Here is a 16225-nt window from a genome sequence, read left to right on the forward strand (position 1 = left end):
CAGCCGCTGCCCGGACCCCCGACGGCCGCCCGCCGGAAATCCGACGACCCGTCAGATTCCTGTTCGGAGGCCATTGGACCCCCTATCAGTCACATTGCCAAGGGGGAGGGGTGGGCGGTACTGGTCACAGTCACACGTTGTCATCGCGGGCGGCACCGACCCCTTCGGGCGTAGGGTTGTCGGGGAACCCCGGTCCTTTTCCAAGGTCGGGGCCGTTCGCGTTGCGGAGGATCCAACCGGCCCATGAGCCTGACCGGTCTGCTAGACATCGTCGTCCAGGACCCCGCCGTCGCCGAGGCGGTGCGGGCCGCGTCCGAGGGCCGCGGTACCGCCCTCGACCTCGTCGGACCACCGGCGCTGCGCCCCTTCGTGGTGGCCGCCGTCGCCGCCCGCGCGGATCGACCCGTACTCGCGGTCACCGCCACCACCCGCGAGTGCGAGGATCTCGTCGCGGCCCTGGGGTCGCTGCTGCCCGAGGACTCCGTCGTGGAATACCCCTCGTGGGAGACGCTGCCGCACGAGCGGCTGTCCCCGCGCTCGGACACCGTCGGCCGCCGGCTCGCGGTGTTGCGCCGGCTCGCCCACCCGACCTCGGGCGAGCGCGCCGACGCCGGCACCGGCACCCTCAAGGTCGTCGTCGCGCCGATCCGCAGCGTGCTCCAGCCGCAGGTCAAGGGCCTGGGCGAGCTGGAGCCGGTGGCCCTGGTGGCCGGGCAGGAGATCGACCTCGACACCGTGGTCGAGCGCTTGGCCGCGGCCGCCTACGCACGCGTCGACCTGGTGGAGAAGCGCGGCGAGTTCGCCGTGCGCGGCGGCATCCTCGACGTGTTCCCGCCGACCGAGGAGCACCCGCTCCGGGTCGAGTTCTGGGGCGACCAGGTCGAGGAGATCCGCTGGTTCAAGGTCGCCGACCAGCGCTCCCTGGAGACCGCCGAACACGGCCTGTGGGCACCGCCCTGCCGCGAGCTGCTGCTCACCGACGAGGTGCGCGAGCGGGCCCGCGAGCTTTTGGTGGAGCATCCGGGGCTGGTCGAGATGCTCGGCAAGATCGCCGAGGGCATCGCGGTGGAGGGCATGGAGTCGCTGGCCCCCGCGCTGGTGGACGACATGGAATTGCTGCTCGACGTGCTGCCCGCGGGCAGTCACGTGCTGGTCTGCGACCCCGAGCGGGTCCGCACCCGCTCCGCCGACCTGGTGGCCACCAGCCGCGAGTTCCTGGACGCGTCCTGGGCCGCGGCGGCGGGCGGCGGGGAGAGCCCGATCGACCTGGGCGCCGCGTCCCTGTGGAGCCTGGCCGACGTGCGCGAGCACGCCGCCGGGATCGGTGTGCCGTGGTGGTCGCTCAGCCCGTTCGGCGCCGACGCCGACGACTCCGGTACCGAGATCGGCGCGGTCGAGGTCGAGGCCTACCGCGGCGACGCGCAGCGGGTGCTGGCCGAGATCAAGGGCCGACTCGCCGACGACTGGCGCGTGGTACTGGTCACCGAGGGCCACGGACCGGCCGCGCGCTTCGTCGAGACGTTGTCCGGCGAGGGGGTGCCGGCCCGGCTCGACGCGGACCTCGCCGAGGTGCCGGAGACCGGCGTGGCGCACGTGACCACCGGCTGCATCGGACACGGCTTCGCCTCCGAGTCACTGCGCACCCTGGTGCTGACCGAGGAGGACGTCTCCGGCCAGCGCACCTCGACCAAGGACATGCGCCGGCTGCCCAGCCGACGGCGCAACATGGTCGACCCGCTCCAGCTCAAGGCCGGCGACTTCGTGGTGCACGAGTCGCACGGCGTGGGGCGCTACGTGGAGATGGTCCAGCGCACGGTGCAGGGCGCGCAGCGCGAGTACCTGGTCCTGGAGTACGCCCCCGCCAAGCGCGGCCAACCGGGCGACCGCCTGTTCGTGCCCACCGACCAGCTGGAGCAGGTCACCAAGTACGTCGGCGGCGAGAGCCCGTCGCTGCACCGCCTCGGCGGCGCCGACTGGGCCAAGACCAAGGCCAAGGCGAAGAAGGCGATCAAGGAGATCGCGGGCGACCTGATCAAGCTCTACTCGGCCCGGATGGCCGCGCCCGGACACGCCTTCGGCCCGGACACCCCGTGGCAGCGCGAGTTGGAGGACGCCTTCCCCTACGTCGAGACGCCCGACCAGCTCTCCTCGATCGAGGAGGTCAAGGGCGACATGGAGAAGCCGATCCCGATGGACCGGCTGATCTGCGGCGACGTCGGCTACGGCAAGACCGAGATCGCGGTGCGCGCGGCGTTCAAGGCGGTCCAGGACGGCAAGCAGGTGGCCGTCCTGGTGCCCACCACGCTGCTCGTCCAGCAACACTTCTCCACCTTCTCCGAGCGCTACGCGCAGTTCCCGGTGGTGGTGAAGTCGCTGTCCCGGTTCCAGACCGAGACCGAGGCCAAGGCGGTCCTGGAGGGCCTGCGCGAGGGCTCGATCGACATCGTGATCGGCACCCACCGGCTGTTCTCGGCCGAGACGAGGTTCAAGGACCTGGGCCTGGTCATCGTCGACGAGGAGCAGCGCTTCGGCGTCGAGCACAAGGAGCAGTTGAAGAAGCTGCGCGCCAACGTCGACGTGCTGACCATGTCCGCGACCCCGATCCCGCGCACCCTGGAGATGGCGGTCACCGGTATCCGGGAGATGTCCACGATCACCACGCCGCCCGAGGAGCGGCACCCGGTGCTCACCTTCGTCGGGCCGTACGAGGAGAAGCAGATGGGCGCCGCGATCCGGCGCGAACTGCTGCGCGAGGGGCAGGTCTTCTACATCCACAACCGGGTCGAGTCGATCGACCGCGCGGCGAGCCGGATCCGCGAACTGGTGCCCGAGGCCCGGGTGGCCATCGCCCACGGGCAGATGCACGAGAACGCGCTGGAGAAGGTGGTGGTGGACTTCTGGGAGAAGGAGTTCGACGTCCTGGTCTGCACCACGATCGTCGAGTCCGGCATCGACATCTCCAACGCCAACACGCTGATCGTGGAGCGGGCCGACAACTTCGGGCTGTCCCAGCTGCACCAGTTGCGCGGCCGGGTGGGCCGGGGCCGCGAGCGGGCGTACGCGTACTTCCTGTACCCGCCGGAGAAGCCGCTGACCGAGACCGCGCACGAGCGCCTCGCCACCATCGCCCAGCACACCGAGATGGGTGCGGGCATGTTCGTGGCGATGAAGGACCTGGAGATCCGCGGCGCGGGCAACCTGCTCGGCGGCGAACAGTCCGGGCACATCGCCGGCGTCGGGTTCGACCTGTACGTGCGCATGGTGGGCGAGGCGGTCAACCAGTACAAGGAACTCGCGGCGGGCGGCGAGGGCGCGGAGGAGGTCCCGGAGATCCGGGTCGAGCTGCCCATCGACGCGCACGTCCCGCACGACTACGTGCCCGGCGAGCGGCTGCGCCTGGAGGCGTACCGGCGGATCGCGGCGATCACCTGCGAGGCGGACATCGACGCGGTGCGGGCCGAACTGGTGGACCGCTACGGGCCGTTGCCGCAGCCGGTGGAGAACCTGCTGGAGGTGGCCCGGTTCCGGGCGCACGTACGCACCGCCGGGATCGCCGACGTCACGCTCCAGGGCAACTTCGTCCGGTTCGGCCCCGTCGAACTGCGCGAGTCTCAGCAGTTGCGGCTTCAGCGGCTGTACCCGAAGACGCTGGTCAAGGCGGCGACCCAGCAGATCCTGGTGCCCAAGCCGATGACCGCCCGGATCGGCGGGCAACCGCTGCGTGACGGGGCGCTGTTGACGTGGGCGCGGGATCTGGTGGACGCGATCCTGCTGGAGCCGATCGCGGCGGCGAAGAAGTAGGCCCGAGCCGGCTCCGCGGCTCCCGGACCGGCGCGTCGGCGCCGGTCCGGGAGCCGTGACGGGTTGTCGCCCGCCGCGGATGATCTTGGCGAATGTGCGGACTTCGGGCGTGCCCACCCGTATCTTTGATCGTTGGTCATGGGTCGCAGTTCGCCGTGGCCGACAGTCGTACCGCCGTACAGCGCCATCGAGCATCGGGAGTTCGTGTGAGTCGCACGTCGCGTTCCGTCCCTGTCGATTCCGCGCACCGCCGGCGGCGGGCCGCGTCCCGGGCCCGGGTGGCCGCGGTGGGGTTGGTGCTGGTCACCGGCTTCGCGCTTTCCGGCTGCTCGGAATCCAAGGCGGGCGCGGCCGCCATGGTCGGCGGGGAGCGCATCGAGATCTCGACCCTCAACGCCAAGGTGGACAAGCTGGAGCAGGCGTTCTCCCGGCAGAACCTGCCGCTCAACGGCACCAGCGCCCAACTGGAGGCCAACCAGGCCGAGTTGGTCCAACTGATCTCGCGTCGGGTGATCGCCGAGGCGGCCGGGCGCAACCACGTCGCCCTGAACGCGACCCAGGTGCTCCAGGCCCGCCGCACGCTGGAGGCCCGGCTCGGCGGCCCGCAGAACCTGGAGGCCCGCCTGGTGCGGATCGGCGTGCTGCCCGCCGAGGTGGACGACTTCGTCCGGACCGAGGCGCTGAAGGGGGAGATCGCCCGGGTGCGCGGGATCGACCTGGGCACCGCCGACGGCCAGGCGCAGCTGGACGCCTACCTGGGCGACGTGGCGGCCTCGATGAAGATCAAGGTGAACCCGAGGTACGGCACCTGGGACTCGGCGAAGCTGACCACCACCGCCGCGACCTACTCGTGGCTGGCCCCGGGCACCCAGCCGGCGGCCGGTTCCGCGGACGCCCCGCCCGGGGCGGCGAGCGGCACCTGAGCCGGACCGTAGGCTGGCCGGGTGAGTGACTCGCCTACCGCCGCGCCGCCCGCCCGCCTCGTCCTGCTCGCCGGCACCCACCGGGTCGCCCCCGGCCTGCTGAGCTGGCCCGCGTGGCGCACGCTGCGCGAGGCGGCCGGCACGCCGACCGGGTGCGTGCTGACCGCCGACGCCGACCACCCCCAGCTGCCGTATCTGCGCGAGGCGGGCGTCGAGGTCGACATCGCCGACCTCGACGCGGGCCCGCTCGCGCTCGCCCGCCACCTGCTCGACCGCGCCCGCACGGGCCTGGTCGTCTGGCTCGCGGCGACCGACGACGACCCCGGCCTGGGCCCGGCCCTGGCCCGGGTCGCGGCGGGCGACGAGGGCGGCGAACCGGTCCCGGAGATCGAACTGCTGCCCGGCGCCTGGGACCTGCCGGGCGCGCGCCTGCTCGACCTGGTCGCGGTGATGGACCGGCTGCGCTCGCCCGGCGGCTGCCCGTGGGACGCGAAGCAGACCCACGAGTCGCTGGCCCGCTACCTGGTCGAGGAGACCTACGAGCTGGTCGACGCGATCGACTCGGGGGATCGGGAGCACCTGCGCGAGGAACTGGGCGACGTGCTGATGCAGGTGTTCTTCCACGCCCGGGTCGCCCAGGAGGACGAGGCCGACCCGTTCGGCATCGACGACGTGGCCGGCGGCATCGTGGACAAGCTGATCAGCCGCCACCCGCATGTGTTCGCCGACGTGGAGGCCGACACCCCGGAGGCGGTCGAGGCCAACTGGGACGCGCTCAAGGCCGCGGAGAAGTCGCATCGCGCCTCGGCCCTCGACGGCATCGCGATGAGCCAGCCGGCCCTGGCGCTGGCGGCGAAGTTCCTGTCCCGCACCGGCAAGGCGGGCCTGACCGTACCCACCCCCACGCTCCCCACGGCCATCGACGCCGACGACTACGCCGGCCCCGAGGCGATCGGCGACCTGCTGCTGGCCGTCACCGAACTGGCCGCCCGTCGGGGCGTCGACGCCGAGACCGCGCTGCGCGCCGCGACCCTGCGCCACGGCGAGCGCGTCCGCGCGGCCGAAGCGGGCTGACGCGCGCCGACCACGAACGCCCAAGGGCCCGGAACCGAAGCACGGTTCCGGGCCCTCGTCGGTGCGGATCGATCACACGCGGCGGAAGATCAGCGCGCGCTTGACCTCCTGGATCGCCTTGGTGACCTCGATGCCACGCGGGCACGCCTCGGTGCAGTTGAAGGTCGTGCGGCAGCGCCACACGCCCTCCTTCTCGTTCAGGATCTCCAGGCGCTCCTCGGCGCCCTCGTCCCGCGAGTCGAAGATGAACCGGTGCGCGTTGACGATCGCCGCCGGGCCGAAGTACTGCCCGTCGCTCCAGAACACCGGGCACGACGTGGTGCACGCCGCACACAGGATGCACTTGGTGGTGTCGTCGAACCGCTCGCGGTCCTCGGGCGACTGCAGCCGCTCGCGCGTCGGCTCGTTGCCCGACGTGATCAGGAACGGCATCACGTCCTTGTACGCCTGCATGAACGGATCCATGTCGACGACGAGGTCCTTCTCCAGCTTCAGACCCTTGATCGCCTCGACCGTGATCGGCTTGGCCATGTCCAGGTCCTTGACCAGGGTCTTGCAGGCCAGCCGGTTGCGCCCGTTGATCCGCATCGCGTCCGAGCCGCAGATGCCGTGCGCGCAGGAGCGGCGGAAGGTGAGCGAGCCGTCCTGCTCCGCCTTGATCTTCATCATGGCGGTCAGGATGCGCTCGGTCGGGTCGGCCTCGACCTTGAAGTCCTGCCAGTACGGCTCCGCGTCGGTCTCCGGGTTGAACCGGCGGATCCGCAGCGTGATCACGATCGGCGTGTGGTCGCGCTCGGCGGCCGTGCTGCCGTGCCCGGTGCCGGGCGCGGTCTCTTCCACTACGGCAGTCATCAGTACTTACGCTCCATCGGCTGGTAGCGGGTGACCACGACCGGCTTGTAGCCCAGGCGGATCGAGTGCTCGCCCTTCGCGTCGACCTCGCGGTACGCCATCGTGTGCTTCATGTAGTTCTCGTCGTCGCGCGCCTGGAAGTCCTCGCGGGCGTGGCCGCCGCGCGACTCCTTGCGGTTCTGCGCGCCGACGACCAGGACCTCGGCGAGGTCGAGCAGAAAGCCCAGCTCGATCGCCTCGAGCAGGTCGGTGTTGTACCGCTTGCCCTTGTCCTGGATGGAGACGTCGAGGTAGCGCTTCTGCAGGCCCTTGATGTCGGAGAGCGCCTGCTTCAGCGTCTCCTCGGTGCGGTAGACGCCGGCGTTGGCGTCCATCGTCTCCTGCATCTCGGCGCGGATCTGGCCGACCCGCTCGGTGCCCGAGCTGTCGCGCAGCCGCTCGATCAGCTCGACGACCGTGGCCTCGGGGGCCTCGGGCAGCTCGACGAAGTCGTGCGTGCTCGCGTACTCGGCGGCGGCGATGCCCGCACGCCGGCCGAACACGTTGATGTCGAGCAGCGAGTTGGTGCCGAGCCGGTTCGAGCCGTGCACGGACACGCAGGCGACCTCGCCGGCCGCGTACAGACCCGGGACCACCGTGGTGTTGTCCGACAACACCTCGGCCTCGACGTTGGTCGGGATGCCGCCCATCGCGTAGTGCGCGGTCGGGTACACCGGGACCAGCTCGGTGGTCGGCTCGACGCCCAGGTAGGTGCGCGCGAACTCGGTGATGTCCGGCAGCTTCTCCTCGATCTGCTCCGCCGGCAGGTGGGTCAGGTCGAGGTAGACGTAGTCCTTGTTCGGACCGGCGCCGCGACCCTCCAGCACCTCCAGGACCATCGAGCGCGCGACGATGTCGCGCGGCGCGAGGTCCTTGATGGTCGGCGCGTAGCGCTCCATGAAGCGCTCGCCGTCGGCGTTGCGCAGGATGCCGCCCTCGCCGCGGGCGCCCTCGGTGAGCAGGATGCCCAGGCCCGCGAGACCGGTCGGGTGGAACTGGTAGAACTCCATGTCCTCCAGCGGCAGTCCGCGACGCCACGCGATGCCCATGCCGTCGCCGGTGAGGGTGTGCGCGTTCGAGGTGGTCTTGAAGACCTTGCCGAAGCCGCCGGTCGCGAAGATCACCGACTTGGCCTGGAAGACGTGGATCTCGCCGGTGGCCAGCTCGTACGCGACCACGCCCGAGGTGGACTTGTTGCCCGCCTCGTCCTCGGCCAGGAGCAGGTCCAGGACGTAGAACTCGTTGTAGAACTCGACGTCCTGCTTGACGCAGTTCTGGAACAGCGTCTGGAGGATCATGTGGCCGGTGCGGTCCGCCGCGTAGCAGGAGCGGCGCACGGCCGCCTTGCCGTGGTCGCGGGTGTGCCCGCCGAAGCGGCGCTGGTCGATCCGGCCCTCGGGGGTCCGGGAGAAGGGGAGGCCCATCTTCTCCAGGTCCAGGACGGCGTCGATCGCCTCCTTGCACATGATCTCCGCGGCGTCCTGGTCGGTGAGGTAGTCACCACCCTTGACCGTGTCGAACGTGTGCCACTCCCAGTTGTCCTCCTCGACGTTGGCGAGGGCGGCACACATGCCACCCTGCGCGGCGCCGGTGTGCGAACGCGTGGGGTACAGCTTGGTCAGCACGGCGGTACGGCTGCGCTTGCTCGACTCCAGGGCCGCGCGCATGCCGGCGCCGCCCGCGCCGACGATGACGGTGTCGTACTTGTGGGTCTGCATGATGCTCGTTCAGTCCTCGGGTGCTGGGATCGGCCGCGGTCAGTTGCCGATGTTGGGGTCGAAGGTGAAGATCACCAGCGTCCCCAGGAAAAGCACGATCAGCGCGGACGTGTACAGCAGCGCCTTGAGCCAGAACCGGGTCTGATCCCGCTCCGCGTAGTCGTTGATGATCGTGCGCAGACCGTTGACACCGTGCAGCTCGGCGAGCCACAGCATGATGAGGTCCCACGACTGCCAGAACGGCGACGCCCAGCGGCCCGCGACGAACGCGAAGCCGATCTTGGACACGCCACCGTCCAGGACGAGCTGGATGAGCAGGTGGCCCAGGACCAGGACGACCAGGAGCACGCCGGACAGCCGCATGAACAGCCAGCCGTACAGCTCGAAGTTGGTCTTGGTCGAACGCGGCGAACGCTTGCTGCGCGGCGACTCGATCGACGGTCCGCCGCCGTGGATCTTGGGTGCGTTTTCGATGGTGGCGGACACTTCAGCTCCCGAAGATGGTCTTGATCGAGTGCTGCAGGATCGGGTAGGCACTGCCGGCCATCAACACGACCCAGACGCCGACCACCGTCCAGAGCATCTGCTTCTGGTAGCGCGGGCCCTTCTCCCAGAAGTCCACCGCGATGATCCGCAGACCATTGAGCGCGTGGAACAGGATGGCCGCGACGAGCCCGTATTCGAGCAGGTTGACGAACGGGTTCTTGTAGATGTCGATCGTCTCGTCGTACGCCTCGGGGGATACGCGAACGAGTGCGGTGTCGAGGACGTGCGCGAACAGGAAGAAGAAGATGAGGACGCCGGTGACTCGATGAGCCACCCAGGACCACATGCCTTCCCGGCCGCGGTAGAGCGTTCCAGCCGGCACGGAAACTACCCTCCGGGTGCGGTACATGAGGGGACACGGCCGGCTGGGAGGGTGTCCGCGTCGGTGTCGGACCCTCTGGTTGTCGGTCGGCCCGGCCGGGTATCGGTCGCCCGGCCCCGGCCATGGTAGCCACCGATCGGGGGCCCTCTTGTTGCAGGGCGCGCGATGTGATCCATTCCGCATGGTGGAGTGGAACCATCCGGGTGACCCGTGCGTAGCGGGTCACCATTTCCTGACGCCCCGTCAGCACCCGTATGGGGGAAAGCGGGCCACGCCCGGACGAAAGATCACCGCAAGCGCGAACACGCAGGTCGGTGAGGTGACCCGCCGGTAGGGCTGACATCACATCAGTCGTGCGTATTCATCCGCCGCGTCGGTCCCTACGATGCGACGCATGACGGAGGCTACTGTCGATGGCGGCACGTCTACCGGATCCACCTTCGCTGGCCAGTTCCCGCAACCCACGCGGGACCAATGGCAGCGCCTCGTGGCCGGCGTGCTCCGCAAATCGAAGGTGCTGGGCGAGAACGACGCGCCCGAGCGCCCCGAAGACCTGCTCGCGACCACCACCTACGACGGCGTCACGCTGTCCCCGCTCTACACCGAGGCCGCGGCGCGGCCGGGCCTGCCCGGCCTGAGCCCGTTCGTCCGGGGCTCGCGCGCGGCCGGTCACGCGGCCGACGGTTGGGACGTACGCCAGGCGCACGCGGACACCGATCCGGCGCGGGCCAACGAGAGCGTGCTCGCGGACCTGGAGAACGGGGTCACCTCCGTCTTCCTGTACGTCGGCGCCGACGCGCTGGCCCCGGGCGACCTGGCCCGCGCGCTCGACGGCGTGCTGCTCGACCTGGCGCCGGTGGCCCTGGCCACCGGCGCCGACTTCGTTCCGGCCGCCGACGCCCTGCTCGCGGTGTTCCGGGCGAGCGGCGTGGCGCCCGCCGAACTGCGCGGCAACCTCGGCGCCGACCCGATCTCCTCGCACGCGCGCACCGGTTCGGGCGCCGACCTGCCCGCCGCCGCGCGGCTTGCGGCGCGCGCCCACGCGGAGTTCGCCGGGATCCAGGCGATCGTCGCCGACGGACAGCCGTATCACGAGGCGGGCGGCTCGGACGGGCAGGAACTCGGCGCGGCCACCGCCGCCGGCGTCGCCTACCTGCGCGCGCTCACCGCCGCCGGACTCGACGTGGACACCGCCCTCGGGCTGATCGAGTTCCGCTTCGCCGCCACCGCCGAACAGTTCCCCACCATCGCCAAGCTGCGCGCCGCACGCCGGCTCTGGGCCCGGGTGGCCCAGGCGTCCGGCGCGTCGCCCGCGGCCGGCGCCCAGCGTCAGCACGCGCTGACCTCGTGGGCGATGACCACCCGGCGCGACCCGTGGGTCAACATGCTGCGCACCACGGTCGCCTCCTTCGCGGCCGGCGTCGGCGGCGCCGACGCGGTCACCGTGCGCTCCTTCGACGCCGCGATCGGGCTGCCCGACGCGTTCTCCCGGCGCATCGCCCGCAACACCCAGGCACTGCTCCTGGAGGAGTCGCACCTGGCACAGGTGATCGACCCGGCGGGCGGCTCGTGGTTCGTCGAACAACTCACCGACGACCTCGCCCGGGTCGGATGGGCGTTCTTCCAGGAGATCGAGCGCCAGGGCGGCATCGTCGCGGCGCTCGACTCGGGATGGCTCGCCGAGCGCCTCGCCGAGGTGCGCGCCGAGCGGGACCGGGCGATCGCGACCCGGACCGACCCGATCACCGGGGTCAGCGAATTCCCGAACCTGACCGAGGCCCCCGTCGTGCGCGAACCCGCGCCCGAGATCCCGGTCTCCGCCGCCGGACTGCCCCGGGTGCGCTACGCCGAGGCGTACGAGGCGCTGCGCGACCGCTCGGACGAACTGTTCGCCGCCGGCGGCGCCCGCCCGACCGTCTTCCTCGCCACCCTGGGACCGCTCGCGCAGTACACCGCGCGGGCCGGCTTCGCCGCCAACCTGTTCGCGGCGGGCGGCATCGCCACCGTGGAGGCGGGTACCACCGAGAGTGACGAGAGCGCCGCCGAGGCGATCGTCGCGCGCTGGATCGACGCGGGCCGCCCGGCGACCGTGGTGCTGACCTCCTCGGAGAAGCTCTACGCCACGCTCGCGGCCCCGGTCGCCGCCGCGCTGCGCGCCGCCGGAGCGGGCCGGATCCTGCTCGCGGGGCAAAAGGCGCACGGCGCCGCCGTGGACGGGTACGTGTACAGCGGATGCGACGCGCTCGACGTGCTGCACACCACGTACGACAACCTCTCGCCGACCCCGGAGGGGGCGAAATGAGCATTCCCGACTTCACCCAGGTCGAGCTCGACGCGCCCGCGTCCGGCGACCTCGACGCGTGGCGCGAGGCGGTGCGCGAGGAGACCGGCAAGGACGCCGACGCGCTGACCCACGACACCCCCGAGGGCATCCCGCTCAAGGCGCTGTACACCGACGAGGACCTGGAAGGGCTCGACTTCCTGGGCACCTACCCGGGCATCACGCCGTTCCTGCGCGGGCCGTACCCGACGATGTACGTCAACCAGCCGTGGACGATCCGCCAGTACGCGGGCTTCTCCACCGCCGAGGAGTCCAACGCCTTCTACCGGCGCAACCTCGCGGCGGGCCAGAAGGGCCTGTCGATCGCGTTCGACCTGGCCACCCACCGGGGCTACGACTCGGACCACCCGCGCGTGACCGGCGACGTCGGCATGGCGGGCGTGGCGATCGACTCGATCTACGACATGCGCCAACTCTTCGACGGCATCCCGCTGGACCGGATGTCGGTGTCGATGACGATGAACGGCGCGGTGCTGCCCGTGCTCGCGCTCTACATCGTCGCGGCGGAGGAGCAGGGGGTGGCACCGGAACAGCTCACGGGGACGATCCAAAACGACGTCCTCAAGGAGTTCATGGTCCGCAACACCTACATCTATCCGCCCAAGCCCTCGATGTCGATCATCTCCGACATCTTCGCGTACACCTCGCAGAAGATGCCGAAGTTCAACTCGATCTCCATCTCCGGCTACCACATCCAGGAGGCCGGGGCCACGGCCGACCTGGAGCTGGCCTACACGCTCGCGGACGGCATCGAGTACCTGCGGGCGGGCGTCGAGGCGGGCCTGGACATCGACGCGTTCGCGCCGCGCCTGTCGTTCTTCTGGGCGATCGGGATGAACTTCTTCATGGAGGTCGCCAAGCTGCGCGCGGCGCGCCTGCTGTGGGCCGACATCGTCAAGTCGTTCGGCGCGAAGAACCCCAAGTCCTTCTCGCTGCGCACCCACTCGCAGACCTCGGGCTGGTCGCTGACCGCCCAGGACGTGTTCAACAACGTGGTGCGCACCTGCCTGGAGGCGATGGCCTCGACCCAGGGCCACACCCAGTCGTTGCACACCAACGCGCTGGACGAGGCGCTGGCGCTGCCGACCGACTTCTCCGCCCGGATCGCGCGCAACACCCAGCTGCTGCTCCAGCAGGAGTCGGGCACGTGCGACGTGATCGACCCGTGGGGCGGCTCGGCCTACATCGAACGCCTCACCCACGACCTCGCGGTACGCGCCCGGGAGCACATCGCCGAGGCCGAGCGGGCGGGCGGCATGGCGTCGGCGATCGCCGAGGGCCTGCCCAAGCTGCGGATCGAGGAGGCGGCGGCGCGAACCCAGGCCCGGATCGACTCGGGCCGGCAGTCGGTGATCGGCGTCAACAAGTACCTGGTCGCCAGCGACGAGGCGATCGACGTGCTCAAGATCGACAACAACGCGGTGCGCGAGGGCCAGCTGGAGAAGTTGCGCCGACTGCGCGAGGAGCGCGACGACGACGCGGTGCGCCGGGCGCTGGCCGCGCTCTCCGGCGCCGCGCAGGCGGACGTCGAGGGCACCCGGCCGCGTGATCTCGAACACAACCTGCTCGCGCTCGCGGTGGACGCGGCCCGGGCCAAGGCCACCGTCGGCGAGATCTCCGACGCGCTGGAGTCGGCGTACGGCCGGCACCAGGCGCAGATCCGCACGCTGACCGGGGTCTACCGGGAAGAGGTGGGCATGTCGGCCAACGTGGAGACCGCCCGCGGGCTGGTCGCCCGCTTCGAGGAGCTGGAGGGCCGCCGGCCGCGCATCCTGGTGGCCAAGATGGGCCAGGACGGGCACGACCGGGGACAGAAGGTGATCGCCACCGCGTTCGCCGACCTCGGCTTCGACGTGGACGTGGGCGCGCTGTTCCAGACGCCGGGCGAGGTGGCCCGACAGGCGGTCGAGGCGGACGTGCACGTGGTCGGCGTGTCCTCGCTCGCGGCCGGTCACCTCACCCTGGTGCCGGCCCTGCGCCGGGAGCTGGCCGCGCTGGACGCCGAGGAGGTCATGGTCGTGGTCGGCGGGGTGATCCCGCCCGCCGACGTACAGCCGCTGCTCGACATGGGCGCCACCGCCGTCTTCCCGCCCGGCACGGTGATCGCCGACGCCGCGGTGGACCTGCTTCGGGGCCTGTACAAGCAGTTGGACCACGAGCTGCCGGTCGACTGATGGCACGGGTGATCGACGTCGGCGCGTACGCCGAGGGCGTGCTCGCGGGCAATCGCACGATCCTGGCCCGGGCGGTCACGCTGGTCGAGTCCACCCGGCCCGACCACCGCGACCTGGCGCAGGAGTTGCTGGTCAAGTTGCTGCCGCACGCCGGCGGTGCCCACCGGGTGGGCATCACCGGCGTGCCGGGCGTGGGCAAGTCCACGTTCATCGAGACGCTGGGCACCCGGCTGACCGGCGCGGGCCATCGGGTCGCGGTGCTCGCCGTCGACCCGTCCTCCTCCCGGCACGGCGGCAGCATCCTGGGCGACAAGACCCGGATGGGCCGGCTCGCGGTGGACGACCACGCGTTCGTACGGCCCTCGCCGACCGCCGGCACGCTCGGCGGGGTGGCCCGGGCCACCCGCGAGTCGATCGTGCTGATGGAGGCGGCCGGCTACGACGTGGTCCTGGTCGAGACGGTCGGCGTGGGTCAGTCCGAGACGACCGTGGCGAACATGGTCGACTGCTTCCTGTTCCTGACCCTGGCCCGCACCGGCGATCAGCTCCAGGGCATCAAGAAGGGCGTGCTGGAGTTGGCCGACGTGGTCGCGGTGAACAAGGCCGACGGCGACTACGCCCTCGCCGCCCGCCGGGCCGCCCGCGAACTCGCCGGCGCGCTGCGGCTGATGCGCCGGGCCGGGGAGTCGTGGACGACGCCGGTGCTGACCTGTTCCGGGTTGTCCGGGGAGGGGCTGGACGAGGTCTGGGACACCGTCCTCAAACATCGGCGAACCCTGGAGGCCACCGGCGAGTTGGCCGAATTGCGCCGCCGCCAGCAGGTCGACTGGACCTGGGCGACGGTGCACGACGCGCTCCTCGCCGAGCTGCGCGAGCACCCCTCGGTACGGGCTATCGTGCCCGACCTCGAACGCGACGTCCGGGCCGGCCATCTCACCGCGACCCTTGCCGCGTCTCGCATCCTGGACGCGTTCCATGGGCGGCAAGGGGAGTCCTGAGCAATCGGGCGCTTGGTTTATAGCGGCGCGAGTGGGCAGAAGTCTTCCAATGTGGGAACGAGCGCTAAGTCATACCCCTACCGGCCGTAGCGCATGCGCCGGCGGGAGGCTTTTTTCTCACCCGAACGGGGGTAATTCGCTCTCTACCACGTCGCGAAGACCGATGCAACGTACCCTTGCGTGGGTGAGCGACTCCCTCCACGCCCAGGCCGCCGGCAAGGCCGCGGCTTTCGCCGACGAGCTGATCGCGTTTCGGCGCGATCTGCACATGCACCCAGAGCTGGGTCGGGAGGAGTTCCGTACCACCGGGCTCGTCCGGGAACGGTTGGTGCGCGCGGGTCTGCGCCCGCGACTGCTGCCCGGGACGGGCCTGGTGTGCGACATCAGACCCGAGCGTGCCTCACCCGGCGGTCGCACCGACGAGGGTCTGATCGCGTTCCGCGGCGACATCGACGCGCTGCCGGTTGACGACGTCAAGGACGTGCCGTACCGCTCGACCGTGCCCGGTCGTGCGCATGCCTGCGGACACGACGTGCACACCTCGATCGTGCTCGGCACCGCGCTGGTGCTGGCCGAGTTCGCCCGCGAGGGACTGCTGCAGCGCCCGGTCCGGCTGATCTTCCAGCCGGCCGAGGAGAAGCTGCCGGGCGGCGCGCTCGACGTGATCAAGGCCGGCGGGCTGGCCGGCGTCTCGGAGATCCACGCGATCCACTGCGACCCCAAGGTGGAGGTCGGCCGGGTCGGGCTGCGCTCCGGGGCGATCACCTCGGCCTGCGACCGGGTGGTGATCACGCTCACGGGTGCCGGTGGTCACACCGCCCGCCCGCACCGCACCACCGACCTGGTCACCGCGCTCGCCAAGCTCGCCGCGGAGCTGCCCTCGGCGTTCTCGCGCCGGATCGACCCGCGCTCGGGCGCGAGCCTGGTGTGGGGGCGGATCGAGTCCGGCTCCGCGCCGAACGTGATCCCGCAGCACGGCGAGCTGGAGGGCACCCTGCGCTGCCTGGACCTGGAGGCATGGCGCCAGGCCCCGGATCTGATGCACGAGCTGGTGGACGTGATCGCCTCGACCTACGGCGCGAAGTGGGAGCTGGAGCACCACCGCGGCGTGCCGCCGGTGGTCAACGACCCCGATGCGGTCGCCTCGATGCGCACCATCGCCACCGGTGTGCTGGGCGCGAGCGCGGTCGAGGGCACCGAGCAGAGCCTCGGCGGCGAGGACTTCTCGTGGTTCCTCGAACGGGTTCCCGGCGAGCTGACCCGGCTCGGCGTGCGACCGGTCGGAGAGCCCGTATACGACTTGCACCAGGGGCAGTTCGACGTCGACGAGCGGGCGATCGGGATCGGTGTCGAGCTCTTCACGGGGCTCGCGCTGCGCCCCTTCCGCTGACCCCGACCGGACCCGGCGAAGCCCGCGCGGCCGGCCGGGTCCGGAAC

11 protein-coding genes are annotated in these 16225 nt (G+C 71.1%); 7 read left to right on the forward strand and 4 right to left on the reverse strand.

All coding sequences use genetic code 11. From position 1 onward, the window contains the following. Positions 1–243 precede the first annotated feature (243 nt). The 3 genes from mfd to ACMXN5_RS20420 all read left to right on the forward strand — a co-directional run bounded on the left by mfd (position 244) and on the right by ACMXN5_RS20420 (position 5798). Positions 244–3801: a transcription-repair coupling factor gene (gene mfd, locus ACMXN5_RS20410; RefSeq protein ID WP_439676453.1), complete on the forward strand. Its 3558-nt coding sequence runs from the start codon at positions 244–246 to the stop codon at positions 3799–3801. Between the two features lie 206 nt (positions 3802–4007). Continuing rightward, positions 4008–4724 (forward strand): SurA N-terminal domain-containing protein, encoded by a 717-nt coding sequence (locus ACMXN5_RS20415; protein ID WP_439676454.1) that lies wholly within the window; start codon positions 4008–4010, stop codon positions 4722–4724. A 21-nt stretch (positions 4725–4745) separates the two neighbouring features. After that, the gene (locus tag ACMXN5_RS20420; protein WP_439676455.1) at positions 4746–5798 is read left to right on the forward strand and encodes a MazG family protein; all 1053 of its coding nucleotides are present in this window, start codon (positions 4746–4748) and stop codon (positions 5796–5798) included. Between the two features lie 72 nt (positions 5799–5870). Here ACMXN5_RS20420 and ACMXN5_RS20425 read toward each other — a convergent pair whose 3' ends face one another. From ACMXN5_RS20425 to sdhC, 4 genes are read right to left on the reverse strand one after another with little or no spacing between them, the layout of a single operon-like run. Further along, positions 5871–6653: a succinate dehydrogenase iron-sulfur subunit gene (locus tag ACMXN5_RS20425; RefSeq protein WP_371863005.1), complete on the reverse strand. Its 783-nt coding sequence runs from the start codon at positions 6651–6653 to the stop codon at positions 5871–5873. Then, positions 6650–8407 carry a succinate dehydrogenase flavoprotein subunit gene (gene sdhA / locus ACMXN5_RS20430; RefSeq protein WP_380005206.1) on the reverse strand — a complete coding sequence of 586 codons (1758 nt, stop codon included), beginning with the start codon at positions 8405–8407 and terminating at the stop codon, positions 6650–6652. The genes ACMXN5_RS20425 and sdhA overlap by 4 nt, the downstream gene beginning before the upstream one ends. 39 nt (positions 8408–8446) lie before the next feature. Beyond that, positions 8447–8893, reverse strand: a complete 447-nt coding sequence (locus tag ACMXN5_RS20435; protein WP_126637499.1) for a succinate dehydrogenase hydrophobic membrane anchor subunit — start codon at positions 8891–8893, stop codon at positions 8447–8449. Between the two features lies 1 nt (position 8894). Next, the gene (gene sdhC / locus ACMXN5_RS20440; protein WP_078979260.1) at positions 8895–9275 is read right to left on the reverse strand and encodes a succinate dehydrogenase, cytochrome b556 subunit; all 381 of its coding nucleotides are present in this window, start codon (positions 9273–9275) and stop codon (positions 8895–8897) included. A gap of 394 nt (positions 9276–9669) precedes the next feature. Here sdhC and ACMXN5_RS20445 point away from each other — a divergent pair, with 394 nt between their 5' ends. The 4 genes from ACMXN5_RS20445 to ACMXN5_RS20460 all read left to right on the forward strand — a co-directional run bounded on the left by ACMXN5_RS20445 (position 9670) and on the right by ACMXN5_RS20460 (position 16178). Next, positions 9670–11577, forward strand: coding sequence for a methylmalonyl-CoA mutase family protein (locus ACMXN5_RS20445; protein WP_439676456.1), 1908 nt, complete (start codon positions 9670–9672; stop codon positions 11575–11577). Then, entirely contained in the window at positions 11574–13790 is a 2217-nt protein-coding gene (gene scpA / locus ACMXN5_RS20450) for a methylmalonyl-CoA mutase (RefSeq protein ID WP_439676457.1), read from the forward strand. The genes ACMXN5_RS20445 and scpA overlap by 4 nt, the downstream gene beginning before the upstream one ends. Next, on the forward strand, positions 13790–14788 hold the full coding sequence (meaB, locus tag ACMXN5_RS20455; protein ID WP_395787469.1) for a methylmalonyl Co-A mutase-associated GTPase MeaB: 999 nt from the start codon (positions 13790–13792) through the stop codon (positions 14786–14788). The genes scpA and meaB overlap by 1 nt, the downstream gene beginning before the upstream one ends. A 184-nt stretch (positions 14789–14972) precedes the next feature. Further along, positions 14973–16178, forward strand: a complete 1206-nt coding sequence (locus ACMXN5_RS20460) for an amidohydrolase (protein WP_395787471.1) — start codon at positions 14973–14975, stop codon at positions 16176–16178. The last annotated feature ends 47 nt before the right edge of the window (positions 16179–16225 follow it).

This window comes from Embleya australiensis (assembly GCF_051903075.1).
Taxonomy (GTDB): domain Bacteria; phylum Actinomycetota; class Actinomycetes; order Streptomycetales; family Streptomycetaceae; genus Embleya.

Bases quoted from the DNA above. Each gene is read 5' to 3' on its own strand.
- mfd (WP_439676453.1), top strand. From the start codon at position 244: ATGAGCCTGACCGGTCTGCTAGACATCGTCGTCCAGGACCCCGCCGTC.
- sdhA (WP_380005206.1), bottom strand. From the start codon at position 8,407: ATGCAGACCCACAAGTACGACACCGTCATCGTCGGCGCGGGCGGCGCC.
- ACMXN5_RS20445 (WP_439676456.1), top strand. From the start codon at position 9,670: ATGACGGAGGCTACTGTCGATGGCGGCACGTCTACCGGATCCACCTTC.
- scpA (WP_439676457.1), top strand. From the start codon at position 11,574: ATGAGCATTCCCGACTTCACCCAGGTCGAGCTCGACGCGCCCGCGTCC.
- meaB (WP_395787469.1), top strand. From the start codon at position 13,790: ATGGCACGGGTGATCGACGTCGGCGCGTACGCCGAGGGCGTGCTCGCG.